At 71.8% G+C, this 23,501-nt stretch carries 26 protein-coding genes; 17 read left to right on the top strand and 9 right to left on the bottom strand.

The window, feature by feature from the left end; translation table 11 throughout:
• The first annotated feature begins 48 nt into the window (after nucleotides 1-48).
• Entirely contained in the window at nucleotides 49-1,212 is a 1,164-nt protein-coding gene (gene sucC, locus ACLQ3K_RS10860) for an ADP-forming succinate--CoA ligase subunit beta (RefSeq protein ID WP_336669976.1), read from the top strand.
• Nucleotides 1,213-1,228: 16 nt separating this feature from the next.
• Entirely contained in the window at nucleotides 1,229-2,131 is a 903-nt protein-coding gene (sucD, locus tag ACLQ3K_RS10855; protein ID WP_224649577.1) for a succinate--CoA ligase subunit alpha, read from the top strand.
• Between the two features lie 81 nt (nucleotides 2,132-2,212).
• On the opposite strand, the gene ACLQ3K_RS10850 is transcribed toward sucD, so the two are convergent.
• On the bottom strand, nucleotides 2,213-3,427 hold the full coding sequence (locus tag ACLQ3K_RS10850; protein ID WP_425999234.1) for an MFS transporter: 1,215 nt from the start codon (nucleotides 3,425-3,427) through the stop codon (nucleotides 2,213-2,215).
• Between the two features lie 77 nt (nucleotides 3,428-3,504).
• On the opposite strand from ACLQ3K_RS10850, the gene ACLQ3K_RS10845 reads away from it, so the two are divergent.
• The 6 genes from ACLQ3K_RS10845 (at nucleotide 3,505) to ACLQ3K_RS10820 (ending at nucleotide 10,252) form a co-directional block, all read left to right on the top strand.
• Nucleotides 3,505-4,371 (top strand): LysR family transcriptional regulator, encoded by an 867-nt coding sequence (locus ACLQ3K_RS10845; protein WP_425999232.1) that lies wholly within the window; start codon nucleotides 3,505-3,507, stop codon nucleotides 4,369-4,371.
• Between the two features lie 89 nt (nucleotides 4,372-4,460).
• Entirely contained in the window at nucleotides 4,461-5,588 is a 1,128-nt protein-coding gene (locus tag ACLQ3K_RS10840) for a DUF5336 domain-containing protein (protein WP_425999230.1), read from the top strand.
• 58 nt (nucleotides 5,589-5,646) lie between these two features.
• Nucleotides 5,647-7,095 carry a DUF6350 family protein gene (locus ACLQ3K_RS10835; RefSeq protein ID WP_425999228.1) on the top strand — a complete coding sequence of 483 codons (1,449 nt, stop codon included), beginning with the start codon at nucleotides 5,647-5,649 and terminating at the stop codon, nucleotides 7,093-7,095.
• Between the two features lie 79 nt (nucleotides 7,096-7,174).
• Nucleotides 7,175-7,789 (top strand): phosphoribosylglycinamide formyltransferase, encoded by a 615-nt coding sequence (purN, locus tag ACLQ3K_RS10830; RefSeq protein WP_425999226.1) that lies wholly within the window; start codon nucleotides 7,175-7,177, stop codon nucleotides 7,787-7,789.
• Nucleotides 7,786-9,333 (top strand): bifunctional phosphoribosylaminoimidazolecarboxamide formyltransferase/IMP cyclohydrolase, encoded by a 1,548-nt coding sequence (purH, locus tag ACLQ3K_RS10825; protein ID WP_425999224.1) that lies wholly within the window; start codon nucleotides 7,786-7,788, stop codon nucleotides 9,331-9,333. Before purN ends, purH begins: the two co-directional genes overlap by 4 nt.
• A 154-nt stretch (nucleotides 9,334-9,487) precedes the next feature.
• On the top strand, nucleotides 9,488-10,252 hold the full coding sequence (locus ACLQ3K_RS10820; RefSeq protein ID WP_336670142.1) for a class II aldolase/adducin family protein: 765 nt from the start codon (nucleotides 9,488-9,490) through the stop codon (nucleotides 10,250-10,252).
• Between the two features lie 507 nt (nucleotides 10,253-10,759).
• Here ACLQ3K_RS10820 and ACLQ3K_RS10815 read toward each other — a convergent pair.
• Nucleotides 10,760-11,110, bottom strand: a complete 351-nt coding sequence (locus ACLQ3K_RS10815; protein WP_224649584.1) for an ArsR/SmtB family transcription factor — start codon at nucleotides 11,108-11,110, stop codon at nucleotides 10,760-10,762.
• A gap of 16 nt (nucleotides 11,111-11,126) precedes the next feature.
• Here ACLQ3K_RS10815 and ACLQ3K_RS10810 point away from each other — a divergent pair, with 16 nt between their 5' ends.
• The 4 genes from ACLQ3K_RS10810 to ACLQ3K_RS10795 all read left to right on the top strand — a co-directional run bounded on the left by ACLQ3K_RS10810 (nucleotide 11,127) and on the right by ACLQ3K_RS10795 (nucleotide 15,998).
• A complete protein-coding gene (locus ACLQ3K_RS10810; protein ID WP_224649585.1) occupies nucleotides 11,127-11,594 on the top strand; it encodes an SRPBCC domain-containing protein in 468 nt (155 codons plus the stop codon).
• A gap of 42 nt (nucleotides 11,595-11,636) precedes the next feature.
• Complete coding sequence (locus tag ACLQ3K_RS10805) at nucleotides 11,637-12,500, top strand: SCO6745 family protein (RefSeq protein WP_425999221.1); 864 nt, start codon at nucleotides 11,637-11,639, stop codon at nucleotides 12,498-12,500.
• A 116-nt stretch (nucleotides 12,501-12,616) separates the two neighbouring features.
• Nucleotides 12,617-14,011 carry a sigma 54-interacting transcriptional regulator gene (locus ACLQ3K_RS10800; RefSeq protein ID WP_425999219.1) on the top strand — a complete coding sequence of 465 codons (1,395 nt, stop codon included), beginning with the start codon at nucleotides 12,617-12,619 and terminating at the stop codon, nucleotides 14,009-14,011.
• Nucleotides 14,001-15,998 (top strand): VWA domain-containing protein, encoded by a 1,998-nt coding sequence (locus ACLQ3K_RS10795; RefSeq protein ID WP_425999217.1) that lies wholly within the window; start codon nucleotides 14,001-14,003, stop codon nucleotides 15,996-15,998. The genes ACLQ3K_RS10800 and ACLQ3K_RS10795 overlap by 11 nt, the downstream gene beginning before the upstream one ends.
• Here ACLQ3K_RS10795 and ACLQ3K_RS10790 read toward each other — a convergent pair whose 3' ends face one another.
• The 7 genes from ACLQ3K_RS10790 to rpmB form a co-directional block, all read right to left on the bottom strand.
• Complete coding sequence (locus ACLQ3K_RS10790) at nucleotides 15,999-16,601, bottom strand: DUF1707 SHOCT-like domain-containing protein (protein WP_224649589.1); 603 nt, start codon at nucleotides 16,599-16,601, stop codon at nucleotides 15,999-16,001.
• A gap of 154 nt (nucleotides 16,602-16,755) precedes the next feature.
• Nucleotides 16,756-17,736, bottom strand: a complete 981-nt coding sequence (locus tag ACLQ3K_RS10785; protein WP_425999214.1) for a hypothetical protein — start codon at nucleotides 17,734-17,736, stop codon at nucleotides 16,756-16,758.
• 138 nt (nucleotides 17,737-17,874) lie between these two features.
• Nucleotides 17,875-18,813, bottom strand: coding sequence for an AEC family transporter (locus ACLQ3K_RS10780; protein ID WP_224649591.1), 939 nt, complete (start codon nucleotides 18,811-18,813; stop codon nucleotides 17,875-17,877).
• Nucleotides 18,814-19,283: 470 nt separating this feature from the next.
• The gene (gene rpsR, locus ACLQ3K_RS10775; RefSeq protein ID WP_425999212.1) at nucleotides 19,284-19,514 is read right to left on the bottom strand and encodes a 30S ribosomal protein S18; all 231 of its coding nucleotides are present in this window, start codon (nucleotides 19,512-19,514) and stop codon (nucleotides 19,284-19,286) included.
• Nucleotides 19,514-19,819, bottom strand: coding sequence for a 30S ribosomal protein S14 (rpsN, locus tag ACLQ3K_RS10770; RefSeq protein ID WP_425999210.1), 306 nt, complete (start codon nucleotides 19,817-19,819; stop codon nucleotides 19,514-19,516). Before rpsN ends, rpsR begins: the two co-directional genes overlap by 1 nt.
• Nucleotides 19,819-19,983, bottom strand: coding sequence for a 50S ribosomal protein L33 (rpmG, locus tag ACLQ3K_RS10765; RefSeq protein WP_425999208.1), 165 nt, complete (start codon nucleotides 19,981-19,983; stop codon nucleotides 19,819-19,821). The genes rpsN and rpmG overlap by 1 nt, the downstream gene beginning before the upstream one ends.
• Entirely contained in the window at nucleotides 19,984-20,220 is a 237-nt protein-coding gene (rpmB, locus tag ACLQ3K_RS10760; RefSeq protein ID WP_068574798.1) for a 50S ribosomal protein L28, read from the bottom strand.
• Nucleotides 20,221-20,266: 46 nt separating this feature from the next.
• Between rpmB and mrf the strand changes: the two genes are divergently transcribed.
• The 5 genes from mrf to ACLQ3K_RS10735 all read left to right on the top strand — a co-directional run bounded on the left by mrf (nucleotide 20,267) and on the right by ACLQ3K_RS10735 (nucleotide 23,486).
• The gene (gene mrf, locus ACLQ3K_RS10755; RefSeq protein ID WP_425999205.1) at nucleotides 20,267-21,484 is read left to right on the top strand and encodes a ribosome hibernation factor-recruiting GTPase MRF; all 1,218 of its coding nucleotides are present in this window, start codon (nucleotides 20,267-20,269) and stop codon (nucleotides 21,482-21,484) included.
• Nucleotides 21,481-21,744 carry a type B 50S ribosomal protein L31 gene (locus tag ACLQ3K_RS10750; protein WP_224647060.1) on the top strand — a complete coding sequence of 88 codons (264 nt, stop codon included), beginning with the start codon at nucleotides 21,481-21,483 and terminating at the stop codon, nucleotides 21,742-21,744. Before mrf ends, ACLQ3K_RS10750 begins: the two co-directional genes overlap by 4 nt.
• A 74-nt stretch (nucleotides 21,745-21,818) precedes the next feature.
• The gene (gene rpmF / locus ACLQ3K_RS10745; RefSeq protein ID WP_013127873.1) at nucleotides 21,819-21,992 is read left to right on the top strand and encodes a 50S ribosomal protein L32; all 174 of its coding nucleotides are present in this window, start codon (nucleotides 21,819-21,821) and stop codon (nucleotides 21,990-21,992) included.
• A gap of 70 nt (nucleotides 21,993-22,062) precedes the next feature.
• Nucleotides 22,063-22,719, top strand: a complete 657-nt coding sequence (locus tag ACLQ3K_RS10740; RefSeq protein WP_425999202.1) for a trimeric intracellular cation channel family protein — start codon at nucleotides 22,063-22,065, stop codon at nucleotides 22,717-22,719.
• Between the two features lie 80 nt (nucleotides 22,720-22,799).
• Nucleotides 22,800-23,486: a response regulator transcription factor gene (locus ACLQ3K_RS10735; protein WP_425999200.1), complete on the top strand. Its 687-nt coding sequence runs from the start codon at nucleotides 22,800-22,802 to the stop codon at nucleotides 23,484-23,486.
• The last annotated feature ends 15 nt before the right edge of the window (nucleotides 23,487-23,501 follow it).

The raw sequence follows: 23,501 nt of genomic DNA, 5'->3' as shown, positions 1-23,501 counted from the left end.
CCCGTGAAGAATGCGGGTGGACCGAGTAACCAGACAGATGGTGAGCTGATGGATCTCTTCGAATACCAAGCGAAGGAACTGTTCGTCAAGCACGGCGTACCGACCTCGCCGGGCCGCGTGACGGACAACGTCGCCGATGCACGCGCGATTGCCGAAGAAGTCGGCAAGCCCGTGATGGTCAAGGCGCAGGTCAAGGTGGGCGGCCGCGGCAAGGCCGGCGGCGTCAAGTACGCAGCCACCCCGGACGACGCCGAGCGCTACGCGAACGACATCCTCGGCCTGGACATCAAGGGTCACGTCGTCAAGAAGCTGCTGGTGGCCGAGGCGAGCGACATCGCCGAGGAGTACTACATCTCCTTCCTGCTCGACCGCGCCAACCGCACCTACCTGGCCATGTGCTCGGTCGAGGGCGGCGTGGAGATCGAGGTCACCGCCGAGGAGAACCCGGACGCGCTGGCGAAGATCGCCGTGGACGCGACCAAGGGCGTCGACCTGGCCACCGCCCGCGCGATCGCCGAGGCCGGCAAGCTGCCCGCCGAGGTGCTCGACGCCGCGGCCGTGACCATCCAGAAGCTGTGGGAGGTCTTCGTCGCCGAGGACGCCACCCTGGTCGAGGTCAACCCGCTCGTCCGCACCCCGGACGACCAGATCCTCGCGCTGGACGGCAAGGTCTCGCTCGACGAGAACGCCGACTTCCGCCACCCCGATCACGCGGCCTTCGCCGACGCCGGGTCCACCGACCCGCTCGAGCTCAAGGCCAAGGAGAACGACCTCAACTACGTCAAGCTCGACGGTCAGGTCGGCGTCATCGGTAACGGTGCGGGCCTGGTCATGTCGACCCTCGACGTGGTCGCCTACGCCGGTGAGAACCACGGCGGCGTCAAGCCGGCCAACTTCCTCGACATCGGCGGCGGCGCGTCCGCGGCCGTGATGGCCGCCGGCCTCGACGTCATCCTCGGTGACGAGCAGGTCAAGAGCGTCTTCGTCAACGTCTTCGGTGGCATCACCGCGTGCGACGCGGTCGCCAACGGCATCGTCGGCGCCCTCGAGACCCTCGGCGCCTCGGCCTCCAAGCCGCTCGTCGTGCGCCTCGACGGCAACAAGGTGGAGGAGGGCCGGGCGATCCTGGCCGCCGCGAACCACCCGCTGGTGACGCTCGCGCAGACCATGGACGAAGGCGCCGACAAGGCCGCCGAGCTGGCGAACAAGTAAGGGAGACAACAGAAAAATGGCTATCTTCCTGACCAAGGACAACAAGGTCATCGTCCAGGGCATCACCGGCGGCGAGGGCACCAAGCACACCGCGCTGATGCTCAAGGCCGGCACCAACGTCGTGGGCGGCGTGAACGCGCGCAAGGCGGGCACCACCGTCTCGCACACCGACAAGGACGGCAACGCCATCGAGCTGCCCGTCTTCGGCTCCGTGGCCGAGGCCATCGAGAAGACCGGCGCCGACACCTCGATCGCCTTCGTGCCGCCGGCGTTCTCCAAGGACGCCATCGTCGAGGCCATCGACGCCGAGATCCCGCTCCTGGTGGTCATCACCGAGGGCATCCCCGTGCAGGACTCGGCGTTCGCCTGGGCCTACAACGTGGAGAAGGGCCAGAAGACCCGCATCATCGGCCCGAACTGCCCCGGCATCATCACCCCGGGCGAGGCCCTCGTCGGCATCACCCCGGCCAACATCACCGGCACCGGCCCCGTCGGCCTCGTGTCGAAGTCGGGCACGCTGACCTACCAGATGATGTACGAGCTGCGCGATTTCGGCTTCTCCACCGCCATCGGCATCGGCGGCGACCCGGTGATCGGCACCACCCACATCGACGCCATCGAGGCGTTCGAGAAGGACCCGAACACCAAGCTCATCGTCATGATCGGCGAGATCGGCGGCGACGCCGAGGAGCGCGCCGCGGCGTACATCCAGGCCAACGTCACCAAGCCCGTCGTGGGCTACGTGGCCGGCTTCACCGCTCCCGAGGGCAAGACCATGGGCCACGCCGGCGCCATCGTCTCGGGCTCCTCGGGCACGGCCGCCGCGAAGAAGGAGGCCCTCGAGGCCGCCGGCGTCAAGGTGGGCAAGACGCCCTCCGAGACCGCCGCTCTCGCCCGCGAGATCCTGCAGTCGCTGTAACCGCAGCGCATTCGGTCCACGACCCCGCCTCCCGTCAGGGAGGCGGGGTCGTCCCGTTTCTCCGGCCCGACGGTGCCCGGCCTAGGCCGACGGTGCGCGCTCGACGCCCCGGAACACCAGGTACAGAACCAGCGCCGCGGCGGCGAGGCCCGCGCCGAGCAGGCATGCGCCCGTCCAGCCGGCGAGGGGCCACAGCGCGGCGGTCGCCGCGGAACCGAGGGTGCCGCCGAGGAAGAACGTGCCCATGAACACGGCGTTGATGCGGCCGCGCGCCTCGGGTCGGAGCGAGAAGACCACGGCCTGGGACGAATTCAGTGCCGCCTGCTGGCCGATACCCATGAGTGCCAGCCCCACGATGAGGGCGGGCAGACCGATCGCGCCGCCCGCGGGAATCATGAGCAGCCACGCCGTCGCCTGCAGGCCCAGGCCGCCCGCGGTGAGCACCGCCCCGTGGCCGCGGTCCACGAACTTCCCGATCGTCGGGCCGGAGAGCGCGCCGACGGCGCCGAGCAGCCCGATCGCGCCGATGGCGGCGGGCGTCCAGCCGTAGCGCGAGCCGGCGAGCAGGAAGGTCACCGCGGCGCCCTGCACCATGAACGAGCCGAGCGCGAGGCCGATCAGCACCGCTCGCAGCCGCAGCACCGGCAGCTCGCGCACCAGCCCGGCCATCGAGACCAGGAGCGCGCGGTAGCCCGACGGGGTCAGGCCCGGCCGGCCCGGATCGTGGCGGGGGAGCGCCCAGGACAGGGCGGCGGTGACGACGACGAGCAGCGCCGCGAGCACGAGGTACGGCGTGCGCCAGCCCGCGAGGTCGGACAGCACGCCCGAGAGGAAGCGGCTCACGACGGTGCCCAGCACGAGCCCGCTCATCACGATGCCGACGGCGCGGGCCTGGTGCTCCGGCCCCGCGAGCTCGGCCGCGTAGGGAACGATCACCTGCGCGCCGACCGAGGTGATCGCGGCGACCGTCGCCGCGACCAGCAGCACCCCGCCCGACGGCGCGGCCCCGGCCGCCACCAACGCGGCCGCCGTGATCAGGAGCAGCGCGAGCGCGAGCGGGCGGCGGCGGACCGCGTCGGCCATCGGCACCAGCAGGACGAGCCCGACGGCGTAGCCGGCCTGCGCCGCGGTGACCAGCATCCCGGCCGCGGTCTCGGACATGCCGAGCCGCTCCTGCAGCAGTCCGAGGATCGGGTGCGCGAGGTAGTTGCCCGCCACCGACAGCCCCGTCGCCAGGGCCATGAGGCGCAGGAGGCCGGGGGCCGACGTCGCGGTGCGGGGAGCGGTGGTGGTCATGGCTTCCAGTCTCTGCTCCCGCTCATCATGAGTCCAACGTATGATTTCGATGGAATGATCTGTCTGGGAGATGGTCGATGGAGCTGCAGCAGCTGCGGTACGTGATCGCGGTGTCCGAGACGCTGAACTTCACGCGGGCCGCCGAACGCTGCCACGTCGTGCAGTCCGCGCTCAGCCACCGCGTCGCGGCGCTGGAGAAGGAACTCGGCGCGCGCCTGTTCGACCGCACCAACCGGTCCGTCCGGCTCACGGCCGCGGGGGAGGCCTTCCTGCCGCAGGCCCGGGCCGCGCTCGCGGCCACCGAACGCGCGGCCGACGAGGTGGCCGCCACCTTCGGCGGGGTCCGCGGCACCGTCACCGTCGGGATGATCCCCACCTTCACCGTCTTCGACGTGGTCGACGTCCTGCGCGCCTACCGGGCCGCCTACCCGGACGCCACCGTCCGGCTGCGCAGCGGCGCGAGCGAGGTCCTCATCGAGGGCGTGCGCACCGGCACCGTCGACCTGGCGCTCCTCGGCGTGCCGGACGGCTTCTCGACGGCGGGCGTCGTCGCCCGGAGGCTCGCCGTCGACCATCTCGTCCTCGTCGTCCCCGAGGCCGAGCGGGTCGACGGTCCGCTCACCCTCGCCTCCACCGCGGACCGCCCGTACGCCGACTACCCCGCGGGCGGCGCCGGCCGCGCCGAATCCGATCAGGCCTTCGAGCGGGCGGGCGTGCGGCGCACCGTCGCCTTCGAGGTGGACCGGTCCGAGACCATGCTGGAGCTCATCGCGGCGGGCCTGTGCGTCGGGATGGCCGCGCGGGAGACGGTGCCCGACGGTGCCGGGCTCGCCGTCGTGCCGCTCGTCGACGGCCCCACCCGCTCCCAGCTGCTGGTCCATTCGAAGCTGCTCAGCCCCGCGGCCAGGGCCCTGTTGACTGTCATGGATCATCACACTCAATGAGTTGAATCCCGTTGACGTCAGACTCCGTGTATAGGGTGGTGGCGTACTGGCTCCGTGGTGAGCCTCGTCGACCTTCGGGGAGAAGAATCATGACCTACTCAGGTGGAGGGTACGGGCAGCAGCCGGGCCAGGGGGGCTACGGGCAGCAGCCGGATTACTCGCAGCAGGGCTACGGCCAGCAGGGTTACGGGCAGCCGGGCCAGCCGGCTCAGCAGGGCGGCGGCTACGGCCAGCCGGCGCAGCAGGGCGGCTACGGCCAGCCCGCGCAGCAGGGCTACGGCCAGCAGCCGGACTACTCGCAGCAGGGCTACGGCCAGCAGGGCTTCGGCCAGGGCTACCCGCAGCAGCAGGGCTACGGCCAGCAGTACGGCGGCTTCCCGCAGGCCCCGGCCGCGCCGTCGAAGCCGCTCGACCTGGCGCTCGTGCTGTCCATCGCCACCGCCGCGCTGGGTGTGATCACCTTCCTCCTCGGCTTCCTGACGTTCAGCGACTCCAGCACCGAGATCCTCGGCCGCACCTTCGACGGTGCCGTCAACGCCTTCACCGGCCCGCCGCTCACGGCGCTCACCCTCGCGCTCGCCGCGGGCGTCGCCGCCGGCCTCAGCCTGATCTCGAAGGGCAACACGGGCCGCACCCCGGCCGCCGCGCTCGCCGTCGCGGGCTTCATCTCGCTGCTCTTCGGTCTCTTCACCTGGGAGAACCTGGTCTACGGGTACTGGATCGCGCTGGTCTTCTCGCTGTTCACCGCGGCCGCCGCCGTCGTGCTGGTGCTCGTCGACGCGGGCATCGTGAAGAACCCGGCCGCCGTGGCCGCCGCTGCGGAGACCGCCACCGCTGACGCCGCCGCGTCCGCCACCGCCGCTCCGGCCGCCACCGACGCGCCGTCCGCGCCGTCGAACCCGGCGGCCCCCGCCGCCGCCCCGGTGCAGCAGGAGCAGCAGGCCGCCCAGTCGCAGTGGCCGTCCTACGGCGGCTACCAGGCGCCGGCCTCGTCGGGCTACCAGGCGCCGGCCTCGACGCCGTCGACCCCTGCGGCGCCGGCCACCACGGGCTTCCCGTCGGCACCGTCGAACCCGGGCGCCTCGGCGTCGCCCGACGAGGTGACCACGGCCTTCGGCCAGGCCTCCACGGCCAGCACGCAGGCCTTCGGCAGCCCGTCCACCCCGCAGTACGGTTCGCACTCGTCGGACGACGAGAACAAGCCGCAGGGTCAGTAGTCCCCGCCAGCGGCGCGCCTGAGACAACATCGGCCACTGCGATGTCACAGTGGTGAAGATGATCGACTCAGCGCGCGCCGCCGGGCCGGGCCAGAGCGAGACCCGGCCGCTGTTCGTGATGGCCTTCGGGCCGTCGCTCGTGACCCTCGCGTCCACCCTGCTGGTGGGCGTGGTGGTCCTGCTCACCACGTCGACGGGGCTCGGGGCGATCGCCCCCACCGTCGCCGGACTGTGGCTGGCCGTGCACCAGGTGCCGGTCACCATCAGCGACATCACCCTCGGCGTGCTGCCCCTGATCCCCACCGCCGCGCTGGTCGTGGGCGTCGCCCGGGCCGCGCGCCGCGCCGGCGGCGAGGGCCGCCCGCTAGCGGACCTGCGCTCGGTGCTCCTGTGCGCCATCGCCGGTCCCGCCCTCTTCACCGCCATCGCGCTGGCGATCGTCAACGACGCCGCCGGGCGGTTCACCATCGGCACGCCGCCACCGCTCACCGCCTTCGTCGCGACCGTCGCGGTCCACCTCGGCGCCGCCCTCATCGGCCTTGCGCCCGCCTACTGGCGCGACGTCGCCCGCTTCCTCCGGATCCCCTCCTGGGTCGACGACTGCGCCCGCCTCGCCGGCCGCGCCCTGCTCACCTTCGGCGCCGTGGGCCTGGCCATCGTCGTGGTGCGTCTCGTGATCCGCTGGGAGACGGTCTTCGAGCTCGTCCGCTCCGGCAACGACGCCGTCGGCATGGTCTCGCTGGTGCTGCTCTCGCTGCTGTACCTGCCCAACGCGGTGATCGCCGCCGCCGCCCTGCCGCTCGGCGCGACCGTGGACCTGGGCCCGATCTCGATGAGCGTCTTCTCGGCGGTCCCCGGCCGCGCCCCCGGCGTGCCGATCCTCGCCGTGCTGCCCCAGGGCCCGTCGCCCTGGTACCTGCTGCCGCTGCTCGCGGTGCCGGCCTTCGTGGCGGTCCAGGTGGGCCGACGGTGCGCCGCCCGCTCCCTCGACCTCGGGCCGACGGTGACGGCCGTCGCCGCCACCGCCGCGCTCACCGCGACAGGTTTCGCCGCCGCGGCCTTCCTCGCCGGCGGCGAGCTCGGCGGCTTCGGCTACGCGGGCGCCGACCTGCTCCAGGTCTTCGGCTTCACCCTCGGCTGGATCGGCCTCGTCGGCGTGCTCGCCGCGCTGGTGCTGCAGCAGGCCGGCGAGTCCCGCGCCGTGCGCGCCGCGCGCCGGGCCGAGGAGGAGGCACCGTCGGGCTACACCACCTACGCCGACGAGGCGGACGTGATCGACGACGGCGTGACCGTGGAGATCGAGCCCGCCGAGCGCGGCGACCACGACGACGAGCAGCGCGAACCCGAGGACGAGGCGGCCGACACCGGCGACTTCGACGCCCTCGCCGAGCAGCCCACTGAGGAGGTGCGGCCGGTGTCCCGGCAGGCCGTCGGGCCCGCCGCCTCGAAGCGCGAGCGCGAAATAGCAGACATCGAGGAACTGGACAGCTACACCTTCGGGCAGTAGCCCGACGGGGCGGCGCTAGGCTGTTGCCGAATCGTCCCTCTGCGAGGAGTGCATCCTGACCACGCCCAGCCCCACGGTCGTGCCGCCGTGCGCGCCCGCCCGGATCGTCGTGCTGGCGTCCGGCACCGGCTCGCTGCTCGAGGCGCTGCTCGCGGCGGCGGCGGAACCCGGCTATCCCGGGTCGGTGGTCGGGATCGTCGCGGACCGGACCTGCCGCGCGCTGGAGGTCGCCGCGGACGCCGGCATCGACTCCGCCGAGGTCCCCCTCAAGGCCTACGAGGACCGAGCGGCGTGGGACGAGGCGCTCACCGCCGCCGTCGCCGAGCTGGAGCCGCACCTCGTGGTCGCGGCCGGCTTCATGAAGATCCTCGGCCCCGCCTTCCTCGCCGCGTTCGGGGGCCGCGTCATCAACGCGCACCCCGCGCTGCTGCCCGCCTTCCCGGGCGCCCACGCCGTTCCCGCCGCCCTCGAGTACGGAGTCAAGCTCACCGGCTCCACTGTGCATCTCGTGGACGCGGGGCTGGACACCGGACCGATCCTCGCGCAGGAGGCGGTCGCGGTGCAGCCGGGGGACACCGAGGAGACCCTGCACGAACGGATCAAGGTCGTTGAGCGCCGGCTTCTGACAGAGGTCGTCGCCGCAGTCGCCCGCCAGGGCTACAGCACGGATGGACGAAAGGTCACCATTCCATGAGCAGCAACATCCCGATCAAGCGCGCGCTCATCAGCGTGTACGACAAGTCGGGCCTGGTGGAGCTGGCCACCGGCCTGGCCCAGGCGGGCGTCGAGATCGTCTCGACCGGCTCGACCGCGCGCACCATCGCCGACGCCGGTGTCGCCGTGACCCGCGTCGAGGACGTCACCGGCTTCCCGGAGTGCCTCGACGGCCGCGTCAAGACCCTGCACCCGAAGATCCACGCCGGCATCCTGGCCGACACCCGCCTGCCCGAGCACCTCGAGCAGCTGCGCGAGCTGGACGTGAAGAAGTTCGAGCTGGTCGTGGTGAACCTCTACCCGTTCACCGACACCGTCGCCTCCGGCGCCTCCGAGGACGAGTGCATCGAGCAGATCGACATCGGCGGACCGTCGATGGTGCGCGCCGCCGCCAAGAACCACCCGTCGGTGACCGTGGTGGTCTCGCCCGACGACTACGGCGACGTGATCGACAGCGCCCGCCGGGGCTTCTCGCTGGAGCAGCGCAAGTCGTTCGCCGCGAAGGCCTTCCGGCACACCGCCGACTACGACGTGGCCGTCGCCTCGTACATGACGAGCGTCGTGGCCCCCGAGCCCGACCAGAAGTTCCCGTCGTGGATGGGCGGCACCTGGACCCGCGAGGCCGTGCTCCGCTACGGCGAGAACCCGCACCAGGGCGCGGCGCTGTACGTGGGCGGCGCGAAGTCCGGGCTGGCGCAGGCGCAGCAGCTGCACGGCAAAGAGATGAGCTACAACAACTACACCGACGGTGACGCCGCCTGGCGCGCCGCCTACGACTTCAACGAGCCGGCCGTCGCGATCATCAAGCACGCCAACCCCTGCGGCATCGCGATCGGCAAGGACGTCGCCCAGGCGCACCGCAAAGCGCACGCCTGCGACCCCGTATCCGCCTACGGCGGCGTGATCGCCGCGAACCGCGAGGTCAGCCTGGAGATGGCCGAGCAGGTCTCGGAGATCTTCACCGAGGTCATCATCGCGCCCTCGTACGCCGACGGTGCGCTCGCGGTGCTGCAGCGCAAGAAGAACATCCGTGTGCTGCTCGCCGAGCCGCCGGTGCTGGGCACCGAGATCAAGCAGATCACCGGCGGCCTGCTGGTGCAGCAGTCCGACGCCATCGACGCCGCGGGCGATTCGCCGGACGAGTGGACGCTGGCCGCGGGCGAGCCCGCCGACGAGGCCACCCTCGCCGACCTCGAGTTCGCCTGGCGCGCCTGCCGCGCTGTGAAGTCGAACGCGATCCTGCTGGCCTCCCGCGGCGCGTCCGTGGGCGTGGGCATGGGGCAGGTCAACCGCGTCGACTCGGCGCAGCTCGCCGTGACCCGCGCGGGCGACCGCGTACTGGGCTCGGTGGCCGCGTCCGACGCCTTCTTCCCGTTCCCCGACGGCCCGCAGATCCTCATCGACGCGGGCGTGAAGGCGATCGTGCAGCCGGGTGGCTCCATCCGCGACAAGGAGGTCGTCCAGGCGGCCGTCGAGGCGGGCGTGACGATGTACTTCACCGGGACACGCCACTTCTTCCACTGATCCGCGCGTAGCGAACGCCTCCGGGGTGAATCATTGACCCCGGGGGCGTTCGCCGTTTCCGCCCCCTCGTCGTGCCCGCGGCGATCGCACGGAGGAGATGTCGATGCAGGTTCCGGCCGAATATCTACCGCTGCTCGAGGCCGCCGTCGGGCCGATGCCCGAGAACGCCGAGCTGCCCCTGCCGTCCATGGGGCTGTCCGTCGACGAGGAGCGCGAGCAGCGCAAGCGCGACCTCGCCGTGGCCTTCCGCGTCTTCGGCCGGCTGGGCTTCTCCGAGGGGGTGGCCGGGCACATCACCGCGCGCGACCCCGAGGATCCGGGCCTGTTCTGGGTGAACCCGTTCGGCATGAGTTTCAACCAGATCCGCGTCTCCGACCTGATCTGCGTGGACCACAACGGTGTCGTCGTGCACGGCCGGCGACCCGTGAACCGCGCCGCGTTCGTGATCCACGCGCAGGTGCACGACGCGCGGCCCGACGCCGTGGCCGCCGCCCACGCGCACTCCGTCCACGGCAAGGCCTTCTCGTCGCTGGGCATCCCACTGGCGCCGCTCACCCAGGACGCCTGCGCCTTCTACGAGGACCACGGCATCTACGACGACTATGCCGGCGTGGTGAACGAGACCCTCGAGGGCAAGCGGGTCGCGGCGGCGATCGGCGACGCGAAGGCCGCGATCCTCAAGAACCACGGGCTCATCACCGTCGGCGGGTCGGTGTCCTCGGCCGCCTGGTGGTTCGTGACGATGGAGCGCTCCTGCCAGGCGCAGCTCCTCGCGATGGCGGCGGGGGAGCCGCAGGAGATCGATCCCGCGACGGCGCGGTTGACCCACTCGCAGGTCGGCGGCGACATCGCCGGCTGGTTCCAGTTCCGCCCGCTGTGGGAGCAGACCGTCGCCTCCTCGCCCGACGTCTTCGAGTAGACCGCCGCTCGGCGGGTCGAGAACGAGTCCGGGGGCGCGGGTGCTGCCGGACGACGCCGACCCGCAGCGCGTCGTCGCCGAGCATCAGGCAGTAGACAGCCAACTCCGCCGAACAGCCATGCGCTGCACGCATGGGGTGTGACCAGCTGATTTCCGATCGACTTATGCGAGCGACGCATAACTGGTGCGGGCGTGTGTCGTGCCCCGGCAGTCCAGTCCCGGCACCAGTTCTCCGGAGTGGAGGGGCTCGACGGAGCGGGCGACGGAGCGCAGGCGCGAGCTGTGCCGCGGCGCGCGACGGCTGAGTGGCCTTCGTCCGCGGTGGGCTGCGCGGCAGGCCCTCGGTCCCCGAGGGGCGTCGCACGGAGGTATACGGCCGGCGCATGGCTTGCCTCCGTTCGCGCAGGTCAGAGGGGATGCGTCAGACGCATCGCCGGCTGACGGGACTCGTATGTCCCGCCAGACCTCCGCCGCCGCGCCTGCCGAGCCCCGTCGACGTCGCCGGACTCAGTCGCGGGTGAGGTCGTCGAGGAGGGACACCGCCGCGCGGGCGTACTCGCCGATCCAGCGGTCGTGGATGCGCTTGATGGGGACGGGCGCCAGCGTGAGGTGTCGCTCGCGGCCGACCTTGCGGCCGATCACCAGCTCCGCGCGCTCGAGGACGCGCAGGTGCTGCAGCACCGTCGTGCGGTCGAGGTCGGGGAACTGCGCGCACAGGTCGCCCGTGGTGCGGGGCGACTCCTTGAGCACGTCGAGCATGCGGCGACGGGTCGCGTTGGCGAGCGCCTTGAAGACGGCGTCGTCCGCGTCGTCGTCGCCGGCGGGTTCCGCGGAGCCCTTGCGATCGCTCGTAGACATGTTGTAGTTTTATCACATGTCTGAACTCAAAGAACTCTCCTTCACCGTCTCCGGCTACGTGGCGCGCCCCACTGCGCAGGTCTACGAGGCCGTCGCCGACCCCGACCAGCTGTCCAAGTACTTCACCACCGGCGGCGCCCGCGGCAGGCTGGAGCCGAACACCGAGGTCACCTGGGACTTCGCCGACTTCCCCGGCGCCTTCCCCGTGCAGGTCGTCGAGGCGACGCCGCACTCGAAGATCGTGATCCGCTGGGACGCCGAGAACGCCGTCGCCGGCGACGGCCACACCACCACGACCTTCGAATTCGCGCCGATCGACGACGACAGCCGCACGCTCGTCACCATCACCGAGTCGGCGTGGACCGCGACCGAGGACGGCGCCAAGGGCGCCTTCGGCAACTGCATGGGCTGGACCGGCATGCTCGCCGCGATGAAGGCCTGGGTCGAGCACGGCATCAACCTGCGCGAGGGCTTCTACAAGTAGCCCACCGTCGACATCCGTCGCCCGCCCTGACAGGGTGAGGGCATGTCGGACAACGCCGTCGCCCTTGCCCGGACCGCCTACGAGACGGTCGAACCCTTCCACGTCGTCGCTTACTTCAATCCCGGTATCCGGGACGCGGTCAGCGACTTGGGGATCGACCAGCACGCCTTCTACGTGGGCGCGCGGGCCGCACCGATCGGCGAGGCGCACGCCGCCGTCGTCGCCGCGGCCTTCTACAACTTCGCGCCGTCGCTGATCGAGGCCGCCTGGCCGGTCGCCGTCGACGCCGGCCTGGCCGAGATCGACGAGCGCCGCTACGTGATGCTCGCGGAGCAGTACCGCACCATCCTCGCCGGGATCGACCCGGCCGAGGTGCGCGCGGTCGCCGACGGATTCGGCACCGTCGTCGCCGACCTGCCCCTGGCCGGCCGGACGCTCGCGGCGGCCTGGGCGTCGTCGACGGTCCCCGACGACCCGGCCCTGGCGCTCTGGCGCCACCTCTCGGTGCTCCGCGAATGGCGCGGCGACAACCACCTCGCCGAGCTGATCCGGCACGGTCTGACGGGCCTGGAGGCGGGCGTCCTGCACGAGGCCGACCTGCCCGACCCGGACGTGCGCCGCCGCGTCATGGGCCGCCGGTTCTTCCGCATCACCCGCGGCTACAGCGAGCAGGAGTGGGGCGACGCGGTCGCGCGCCTCACCGCGCGCGGCCTGGTCGAGGGCGACGCCGAGGAGCACCGGCTCACCGCCGAGGGCATGGGCGTCTACCTGGACATCGAGGCCGGAACCGACGCCATCACCGCGGCGGCCTTCGGGCCCGGCACCGAGGAGCTGATCAGCCGCATCCGGCCGCTGACCAAGGCCGTGATCGACGCGGGCGTCATCCCCGGCACGAAGAAGAAGTAGCCGCCGATCCCACGGCGCCGCCCTCGGCAACCCCGCCGACGCGAGCGTCTATTCCCGGTTTCGCTGCGGGCGTACTCGCTAGGGCGGAGGCCGCCGATCGGCGTAGCGTTGACGGCGTGAGCACTGCACGCCCCGACACGCTGCCCGCCACCCTCGGCGAACTCAAGGCCTCCGGCCACGTCTACCGCGGGATCAAGGACGAACTCCGCAACAACCTGCTCGCCGCGCTGCGCGCCGACACCGATCCCTGGGACGGCATCCAGGGCTTCGACGACACCGTCATCCCGCAGCTCGAGCGCGCCCTTCTGGCCGGCCACGACGTGGTCCTGCTCGGCGAGCGCGGCCAGGGCAAGACGCGGCTGATCCGCACCATCGTCGGCCTGCTCGACGAGTGGACCCCCGTGATCGACGGTGCGGAGCTCGGCGAGCATCCGTACCACCCGATCACCCCGGCCTCGATCCGCCGCGCGCAGGAGCTGGGCGACGAGCTGCCCGTCGCGTGGAAGCACCGCGACGAGCGCTACTCCGAGAAGCTGGCGACGCCGGACACGTCCGTCGGCGACCTGGTCGGCGACGTCGACCCCGTCAAGGTCGCGCAGGGCCGCAGCCTCGGCGATCCCGAGACCATCCACTTCGGCCTCATCCCGCGGGCGCACCGCGGCATCGTCGCGGTCAACGAGCTGCCCGATCTGGCCGAACGCATCCAGGTCGCGATGCTGAACGTGATGGAGGAGCGCGACATCCAGGTGCGCGGCTACACGCTGCGCCTGCCGCTGGACGTGCTGCTCCTCGCGTCCGCGAACCCCGAGGACTACACCAACCGCGGCCGCATCATCACGCCGCTCAAGGACCGCTTCGGCGCCGAGATCCGCACGCACTACCCGCTGGACCTCGAGGACGAGGTCGCGGTCATCGAGCAGGAGGCCGACGTCGTGGCCTCCGTGCCGCAGTACCTCACCGAGGTGCTGGCCCGGTTCACCCGCGAGCTGCGCGAATCGCCCGCCGTCGACCAGCGGTCCGGCGTCTCCGCCCGGTTCGCCATCGCGGCGCAGGAGACCATCGCCGCGGCGGCGCTGCACCGCGCGGCCGTGGGCGGCGAGGACCTGCCCGTCGCGCGCCCCGTCGACCTGATGACGGTGCCCGACGTGCTGCGCGGCAAGGTCGAGTTCGAGGCCGGCGAGGAGGGGCGCGAGATCGCGACGCTCGTGCACTTGCTGCGTCGCGCGACGGCCGAGACGATCAGCGAGTACCTGCTGGGCGTCGATCTGGGGCCGCTCGTGGAGGCAATCGAGGCGGGCGGGCCGATCGTCACGGGTGACGACGTGACCGCCGCCGAGCTGCTGACCGCGCTCCCGGAGGTCCCGGTCCTCGCGGAGGTGTACCGCCGGCTCGAGGCCGAGTCGCCGGGGGAGCGCGCCGCCGCCGCCGAGTTCGCGCTCGAGGGCCTGTACCTGGCCCGGCGGATCGGCAAGGAGTCCGACGAGGAGGGCCAGACCGTCTATGGCGGATAGGTCCTCGCGCGCGGGGCGCGACCGGCAGGGACGGCGCGGGCACCTGGCCCGGTACCGCCGCTACACCGGCGGGCCCGATCCGCTGGCCCCGCCGGTGGATCTACGGGACGCGCTCGACGAGATCGGCCGCGACGTGATGAGCGGCGTCTCCCCGCGCCGCGCGCTGCAGGAGTACCTGCGCCGCGGCGGCGAGAACCGCCGCGGCCTCGACAAGCTCGCCGAGCTGGCGAACCGCCGGCGCCAGGAGCTGTTGCAGCGCAACAACCTCGGCAAGACTTTCGAGGACGTGCAGAAGCTGCTCGACGAGGCCGTGCTCGCGGAGCGCAAGGAGCTCGCGCGGGCACTGGACGATGACGCCCGGTTCCAGGAGATGCGGATCTCGAACCTGCCGCCGTCGGCGGCGCAGGCCGTGCGCGAGCTGGGCGACTATCAGTGGCGCTCGCCCGAGGCGGCGCAGAAGTACGAGGAGATCCGCGACCTGCTTGGCCGCGAGCTCCTGGACCAGCAGTTCGCGGGGATCAAGCAGGCGCTCGAGGGCGCGACCGACGAGGACCGCGCGGCGATCCAGAAGATGCTCGACGACCTGAACACCCTGCTGGACAAGCACAACGCCGGCACCGCGACGCAGGACGACTTCGAGGACTTCATGGCCGAGCACGGCCAGTACTTCCCGGAGAACCCGCGGAACATCGACGAGCTCATCGATGCGCTGGCGCAGCGCTCGGCGGCCGCGCAGCGGCTCCACAACAGCCTCACGCCCGAGCAGCGGGCCGAGCTGGAGGAGCTGTCGCAGGCGGCCTTCGGCTCGCCGCAGCTCTCCCAGGCGCTGAGCGACCTCACCGGCAAGCTCATGGACGCCCGTCCGGGCGAGGACTGGTACGGCAGCCAGGAGTTCGAGGGCGGCGAGGGCATGGGCCTCGGCGATGCGACGCAGGCCATGCAGGACATCGCCGACCTGGAATCCCTTGCCGAGCAACTGAGCCAGCAGCACAACGGCGCCGCGCTCGACGACATCGACCTCGACGCACTGCAGCGGCAGCTCGGCGACGAGGCCGTCGCCGACGCGCGGACACTCGCCGAACTGGAGAAGGCGCTCAAGGACCAGGGCTACTTCTCCCGGGACCCCGACGGAGCGCTGCGCCTGTCTCCCAAGGCGATCCGGCAGCTGGGCCAGTCGATCCTCCGGGACGTCGCTGACCGTCTGACCTCCCGTGGCGGGGAGCGCAACACCGCCCGCGCCGGTGCCACCGGCGAGGCCACCGGCGCGAGCCGGGAGTGGCGGTTCGGCGACACCGAGCCCTGGGACGCCACCCGCACCGTGCTCAACGGCGTGCTCCGCCAGGCCGCCTCCGGCGAGTCGGGCCCGGTGACGCTGGACGCCAAGGACATCGAGGTCACCGAGACCGAGGCGCGCAGCCGCGCCGCCGTCGCGCTGCTCGTGGACACCAGCTTCTCCATGGTGATGGAGGGCCGCTGGCTGCCGATGAAGCGCACGGCTCTTGCTCTGCACCAGCTGATCTCGACCCGATTCCGCGGGGACGACCTGGCGCTCATCAGCTTCGGGCGGTACGCGCGCACGCTCAGCGTCGGCGAACTGACGGGGCTGGACGGCGTCTACGAGCAGGGCACCAACCTGCACCACGCGCTCGCCCTGGCGCAGCAGCACTTCCGGTCGCATCCGAACGCGCAGCCGGTGCTCCTAGTGGTCACCGACGGCGAGCCCACCGCGCACCTCGAACGCGACGGCGAACCCTTCTTCGACTACCCGCCGCACCCGCGGACCATCGCGATGACGGTGCGCGGACTGGATGCGGTTGCCGCGCAGGGCGCGCAGATCACCGTCTTCCAGCTGGGCGACGACCCGGGCCTGACCCGCTTCCTCACCGCCGTGGTGCGGCGCGTCGGCGGGCGGCTGGTCTCGCCGGACCTGGACGGGCTCGGTGCCGCCGTGGTCAGCGACTACCTGGGCAGCCGCAAGCGCAGATAGCTACTTGATCTCCACCTCGACGCCGCCCCAGAAGGCGAAGCCCTTCACCACGATCCGGGGGCCGGTGGGGTCCCCCGTCTGCGGATTCTTGTGGTCGAAGGCGCCCATCACGCCCACGCCCTCGACGTGGACGTTCGCGCCGCGCGGCAGGATGATCTTCACGCCGCCCATGACCGCGTAGGCGTTGAGCGTCACGTCGCCGACGAGGAACGTCGCCTCCCGCAGGTCCAGCGAGACGCCGCCCCAGAACGCGATCGCGGTGTGCTCGGGCCCGACGGCGACCGGCCCACGCACCTTGGTCTCCGACATCACGGCCCACTTGGTCTCGCCCATCCGCGGCACGCCGGCCGGCGCGGTCGACGGTGCGCGGTAGGCCGGGGCCGCCGTCGCGGGGAGGTTCTGCACGGCGGGCAGGTCCACCACGAGCCGGTCGAGATCGGCGAACGTGCGGGCCGCGACCGCCTGGTGCGAGCGGTCCTCGTACTCGGGAAGCGTGAGTTGCCCGAGGCCGAGGGCCTCGGAGAGCATCTCGACCACCCGGTTGCGGTCGTGATCGGATGCTCGGAGGACGTCGCGGCGCAGGGGCTCCAACTCGTCGGACATGCCCTCGACTCTAGGCGAATCGCCCGCCGTCGCGCTTCCCAAAACTTCATCGCCGTTCAGGGGGTGCACTCGTCCCGGAACGCGACCGTCCCCCGGTCCGAGGGACCGGGGGACGGTGCTGCTCCCGCGGGGGAGCGAGGTGTTCGGTGCCGCGTCAGAGCAGGCGACCCACCACGGGGAGACGCTTGAGCAGCAGTGCGATCCCGGAGGGCTGCCCCTTCTTCGGGGCCTTCTCCTCGGCCTTCGCGACCGTCTTCGACGGTGCCTTCGGCGCGGCCTTCGCGTCCGCCTTGGCGGCGGGCTTCGAGGACTTCGCGTCGATCGAGGCGGGCGCCTTGCTCTTCGAGGCGGCGTCCTTCTGCGCGGCGATCGGGGTGATCTTGGCCTCGGAGGCCTTGACCGGCGCCTTCTTCGCGGCGGGCTTGGTGGCCGCGGGCTTCGCGGCCGGCTTGGACGCAGCAGTCTTGGCGGCCGCCGGCTTCGCAGCAGCAGTCTTGGCAGCAGCGGGCTTGGTCGCGGCCGGCTTCGCAGCGGCGGGCTTGGTGGCGGCGGACTTCGCCGGCGCCTTCTTCGCGGGCGCCTTCTTGGCCGGGGCGGCCTTCTTCGCGGCCGGGGTCGCCGTCTTGGCGGCGGCCTTCTTGGCCGGGACCTTCGCGGCGGCCGGCTTCTCAGCGGCGGGCTTGGCGGCGGGCTTCTCAGCGGCGGCGGGCTTCGCGGCACCGTCGAGGCCGAGAACGGCCCAGGCGTCCTCCCACGCGGCGACGGCGTCGGCGGTCACCGAGAGGTTGGTGCCGGCGGTCAGCGCCTTGCCCGGGTTCTTGCCCTCCCACGCGGCGGCGAGCTTCGCCACGTGCGCGGCGTAGTCGGCGGCCGGGGCGAGCGCGATCGGCGCACCGTCGGACAGGTCGACGAGCGCCCACGCGGTGACGGGGGCCTTCGCGGCGGCCTCGGTCTTACGGGCCTGCCATGCGTCGCCGGTGGTGGCCTTCACGCGGAGCGTCTCGGTACGGCCGTCGGCTGCGGTCACGGTGACGAGGGTCGTGCTGCCCTTCGTGGTCACCTCTGCCTTGCCCCCGCGGGCCTCAACGGCAGAGACGAACAGGTCGACGGCGCGCTGTGCGGCGGTCTGAGCCATGGGGTCTCTCCTGGGTTCGGTTCGTAGTGCGCCGTTCAGCGCCCTACTCGTGAGTTCATTAACCCACGAGTAGTTTCGTCAACCCAAGCCGAAACGGGGGTCACAGGCGTAATGTGACCGGGTCGTGCGTCACATTCGTCAGGTGAGAAGGACCGCGATCAGCATGATCGCCGGAATCGACAGGGCCGTTGTGATAAGCCCGGAATCCCTCGCCAGGATCACGCCACGGTTGTATCGCAAGCCGTAGACCAGCACGTTCTGCGCGGTCGGGAGGGCGGCGGTCACCGTCTGCGCCATCAGGGCGTGCCCCGACTGCCCGAACAGGAAGCGCGCCATCGCCCACGCGAGCACCGGCATTGCGATCATCTTGAGCACGGTCGCCAGGGCGATGTCCCGGCGGGGCGCCTCGCCCTTCTGCAGCACCCGCACGCCGCCGAGCGAGAGCCCGAAGACGATCAGGGCCATCGGCACCGAGGCGTCCCCGAGCAGCTTCACCGGGCTCATCAACCACTCCGGCGGATGCCACCGCGTCAGGGAGATCGTGAGCCCGATCAGCGCACCGACGACGATCGGGTTCAGCAGCGGGGTCGCGACGGTGCGCCACAGCGGCTGCTTCGGCCCCGTGCGCTCGCGGGCCTCGGCGAGGTCGAGCATCGTGAGCGCGATCGTCGAGAAGACGAGGATCTGGAAGAGCAGCAGCGGCGCCACGTACGAGGTGTCGTGCAGCACGAAGACCGCGATCGGGATGCCGAGGTTCGACGAGTTCACGTAGCTCGAGGCGAGCGCGCCGATCGTGGCGTCGCCCATCGTCCGCCGCCAGAAGACGCGGACGATCACGTAGTAGACCGCCGCGATCGCGAGCGCCGACCCCGCGCTCACCCACAGCCGCGAGCTGAAGAGGACGGTCACGTCGGTGGTGGCCAGCGCGTGCAGCAGGAGCGCCGGCGTCAGCAGGTAGAAGACCAGCAGCGACAGTTGCTTCTCCGGCTGCTCGCCCAGGACTTCCAACCGGCCGAGGAGCCACCCGGCCGCGATGATGATCGCGATCACGGCGAAGCCTGCCAGCACGGAAGTCACGTGCCAGAAGGTTACGCGACCGAAGTATCACCGACTCGCGGGTGGGTTCGGTGCACGCGGCGCTCGACTCTCGGATTCTGTCCGGAATGGACAGCGCCGGCGCGGCTGTTCGACGGGCCTCCCCGGTCGCGACACAGCGCCGCGTGGGCGCCGCGTGGGGGACGTCGACGCCGCGTGCGGGACGGTCGGTCCCTACGGGAAGCCGGTCGTGGGGTGGGGGAGCAACCGCGGCGTGGGGGACGTCGACGCCGCGTGGGGGACGACGGCGACTCGTCCGCTATCCGCGGCGATGCGCTGTCCATTCCGGACAGAATCCGAGAGCAGAGCGGCGGAGCACCTGCACTCCTCGCCGGCACGCACGCGTCGCCCGTGCATGTGCGCCCGGCCGCGAGGGTGTTCCTCACGATTCGGCGTTCTGCGGCGGTACGCGTGCGCAGGTGTACCGCCGCAGAACGCGACATCGTGAGGAGCTACTTCTTCGAGGAGTAGGGGAGCAGCGCCATCTCGCGGGCGTTCTTCACCGCCAGCGCGAGCGCGCGCTGGTCCTGCGGCGAGAGCCGGGTCACCGCGCGGGAGCGCAGCTTGCCGCGCTCGTTGAGGAAAGTGCGCAGGTAGGTGACGTTCTTGTAGTCGAGCGCGCCCTCGGGCACGCGGACGAGGCCGCGCCGCGCGGGCGGGGTGCGCAGGGATCGACGTGCCATCACCAGCTCGACTTCCGGACGCCGGGCAGCTGACCGTCGTGCGCCATCTGCCGCACCCGCACGCGCGACAGCCCGAACTTGCGCAGGTGGCCGCGCGGGCGGCCGTCGGCGGCGTCGCGGTTGCGGACACGCGTCGCCGAGCTGTCGCGGGGCAGTTTCGCGAGCGCGCTCACGGCGGCCGCGCGCTCGTCCGCCGAGGTCGACGGGTGCGCGATGACCCGCTTGAGCTCGGCGCGACGCTCGGCGTGTCGTGCCACCAGGACTTTGCGCCGCTCGTTGGCGGCGATCTTCGCCTTCGTGGCCATCAGCGCTCCTCCCGGAAGTCGACGTGCTGCCGGACCACGGGGTCGTACTTGCGCAGCACCATGCGGTCGGGGTCGTTGCGGCGGTTCTTCCTGGTCACGTAGGTGTACCCGGTGCCGGCGGTGGACTTGAGCTTGATGATCGGTCGGACCTCGTTGCGGGCCATTTACAGCTTCTCCCCTCGGGACAGGATGTCGGCGACCACGGCGTCGATGCCGCGGCGATCGATGGTCTTGATGCCCTTCGTGGACACCCGGAGCGTGACCGTGCGCCCGAGCGACGGCACGTAGTAGCGGCGGCGCTGGATGTTCGGGTCCCAGCGGCGGTTCGTGCGCACGTGACTGTGCGAGACCCGCTTGCCGAAGCCGGGCGCCCGGCCCGTGACCTGGCAGTGTGCGGACATGGTTCTCCTTCTTGCGAATGATTGTCGATAAGGTAACGTACTGGAAATGGGAATCATTTCCAAGAGAACCCCGGTCCTGCTCCTGACGGGCTTCGGCGGGCAGGAGCGCGCGCTTGAGCTGGCCGAGCCCGGCACCGTCGTCGTGCATCACGACCTGTCCGGCCTGAGGGAGGGCCTGGTCGTGCGCTCGGAGGCCACCGTCCGGCCCGACGGGACCGCCGAGGAGCGCGTCGCCCTGCTCGAGCTCGCGCACGGCTGCGTCTCGTGCACGCTCCGCGAGGACCTGCTGCCGCTGCTCCGCACGCTGCACCGGCGGGTGGGCGTCCGGCGCATCGTCGTGCGGCTCGACCCGATCCTCGAGGCCGACGCCGTGCGGCACGCCATCGAGCACGTGATCGTGGAGATGGTCGGCGCGGTGCCCGGCCCCGCCGCGCGCGACGTCGAGGTGACCGGCACGATCGGCTTCGTCGACGGCGCGACCTGGCTCGACGACGCCCTCGGCGAGGACGATCTCGGCGAGCGCTTCCCGGTGCCGGACGACGACGAGCGCACCGTCGCCCAGCTGGCCGTCGGGCACGCGCAGAGCGCGGACCTGCTGGTCGTGACCGGCGACAGCCCCGACCCCGCCCGGCTGCGCGCGGTGCTGCGCCGCCTCGCGCCGGGCGCCCCGATCGCCCGCGAGCGCGTCCCGCTCGACGGCCTGCTGCCGCGCCTGGCGACCCCGCGCGCGCCCATCGAGCCGTTCGGCCCGCTTCTGCCCGGCTGCCCGCCCCTCGACGCGGACGGTGACGTCCGGCTGATCGAGTTCAGTGCCCGCCGCCCGCTGCACCCCGGCCGCTTCCACGAGGCGATCGACGTGCTGCTCGACGGTGTCGTCCACACCCGCGGGCGCCTCTGGCTCGCTACCACGCCCGACGAGGCCTTCTGGCTGGAGTCCGCCGGCGCCGGTTTGCGCGTCGGGGCGGCCGGACGGTGGCTCGCGGCCGGCGGCGACGGCTCGCCCGAGCGGTGGGCGATGGCGTCGGCGGCGTGGGACGAGGCGTACGGGGACCGTCGGACCGACCTGGTGGTGCTGGCGGCCGGGGCCGACCCCGCGCAGATCGCGGAGACCTTGCGGTGGGCCGAGCTGACCCCCGAGGAGTTCGCCGCCGGCCCCGACGCGTGGGCCGGCTGGCACGACCCGTTCGGCGAGATGCACGCCGACCCGTGCGAAGACCTGACCCCCGGCACCGAGGCCGAGGCTGAACAGAAGGAGAACCGATGAAGCAGGGAATCCACCCCGAGTACCGACCGATCGCGTTCCAGGACTCGTCGACGGGGAAGATCTTCGTCACCCGCAGCACGGCGACGTCGACGCGCACCGTCGAGGTCGACGGGGAGACGTATCCGCTGATCGTCGTGGATGTGACCAGCGATTCGCACCCGCTGTGGACGGGCAAGCAGCGCGTCGTCGACACCGCCGGCCGGGTGCAGAAGTTCCAGGAGAAGTACGCACGTTTTGGCGGGCGGGCCGCGGGACGGTAGACTTCAGTGCTTGTGACGTTGGTAGCCCTCGGGCTCGCGTCGAAGACTTGTTCCGAGGACCGTTAGGAAGAATCATGGCTGTACCGAAGCGCCGTATGTCGCGGGCGAACACGCATGCTCGCCGCTCGCAGTGGAAGGCGAACAACCCCGAGCTGCAGGCCGTGCAGGTCGGCGGCCGCACCCACCTGGTTCCGCGTCGCCTCGTGCGCGCCGCGAAGCTGGGCCTGGTCGATCTCGACCGCCGCTAACTGATCTTTCCCCCAAGAGCGGGTCGGCCTGGTGCCGACCCGCTCTTGAGGTGTATCCGAGGGGGCATACGTGCTGCTGGCGGTGCTGAACTACGCGGGGATCGCGGTCTTCGCCGCCTCCGGCGCGCTCATCGGCGTCCGCAAGCGGCTCGACCTGTTCGGCGTGTGGACCCTCGCGGCGCTCACCGGCGTGGGCGGCGGCGTGGCCCGCGACGTGCTGCTGGGCATCCACCCGCCCGCCTCCTTCCAAGGCTGGGAGAACATCACCACCGCGTCGATCGCGGCGGCGTTCGTCTTCGTCTTCCACCCGCAGTTCGGCCGGCTCCGCAACTCCGTGCTCGTGCTCGACGCGATCGGCATGGGCGTCTTCTCTGCCACCGGCGCCCTGACGGCCCTGCACCACGACGCCAGCCCGTTCGCCGCCGCGCTCATCGGCATCACCACTGCCCTCGGCGGCGGCGTGCTGCGCGACATCCTGGTCAACGAGGTGCCGCTGCTCATCCAGGAGCGCGACCTCTACGCCATCCCGGCTCTCACCGGCGCCGGCGCGACGGTGCTCGCCGCCTCCTGGGGCGCCACCGACTCCCGCGCGCTCCTGGTCGGCGCGGTGCTGGCGTCCGGCTTCCGCCTGCTCGCGCTGTGGCAGGGCTGGCGGGTGCCCGTCGCCCCCGAGGACGTGGCCGGACGTTTCGTCGGCGCGTGCAAGAAGGCGCTGCGCCGCCGCTGAACCGGTTGTTCGCTCAGGGCCGAGTGCCGACAAGCACCCCTTAAGCCAATTCACACACGACTTCGGTAAGACTGTGGACTATGCGAATTCTGGTGGTCGACGACGATCGTGCGGTGCGGGAGTCCCTGCGCCGCTCGCTGACCTTCAACGGGTACCAGGTGGACACCGCCGTCGACGGGCAGGACGCGCTCGATCACATCGCGAGCAACCGCCCGGACGCGCTGGTCCTGGACCTGAACATGCCGCGGATCGACGGTCTGGAGGTGTGCCGCCGCCTGCGCAGCGCGGGCGACGACCTGCCGATCCTCGTGCTCACCGCCCGCGACGCCGTGAGCGACCGGGTCAGCGGCCTCGACGCCGGCGCCGACGACTACCTGCCCAAGCCCTTCGCGCTGGAGGAGCTGCTGGCCCGGATGCGGGCGCTGCTGCGCCGCGCGACCCCGGACGCGGGCGCCGACAACGAGGTGCTCAGGTTCGAGGACCTCAGCCTCGACCCGGCCACCCGCGAGGTGCTCCGCGGCGAGCGGAGCATCAGCCTCACCCGCACCGAGTTCAGCCTGCTTGAGATGCTGATGAGCAACCCGCGCCGGGTGCTCACTCGCAGCCGCATCCTCGAGGAGGTCTGGGGCTACGACTTCCCGACCTCGGGGAACGCGCTCGAGGTGTACGTCGGCTACCTGCGCCGCAAGACGGAGGCCGAGGGGGAGAGCCGCCTGATCCACACCGTGCGGGGCGTCGGGTACGTCCTGCGCGAGACCCCGCCGTGATCCGATGACGGGGCG

The organism is Tsukamurella sp. DT100 (assembly GCF_049844855.1).
Classification (GTDB): Bacteria; Actinomycetota; Actinomycetes; order Mycobacteriales; family Mycobacteriaceae; genus Tsukamurella.
This window is presented reverse-complemented; position numbering and strand designations above follow the sequence as displayed.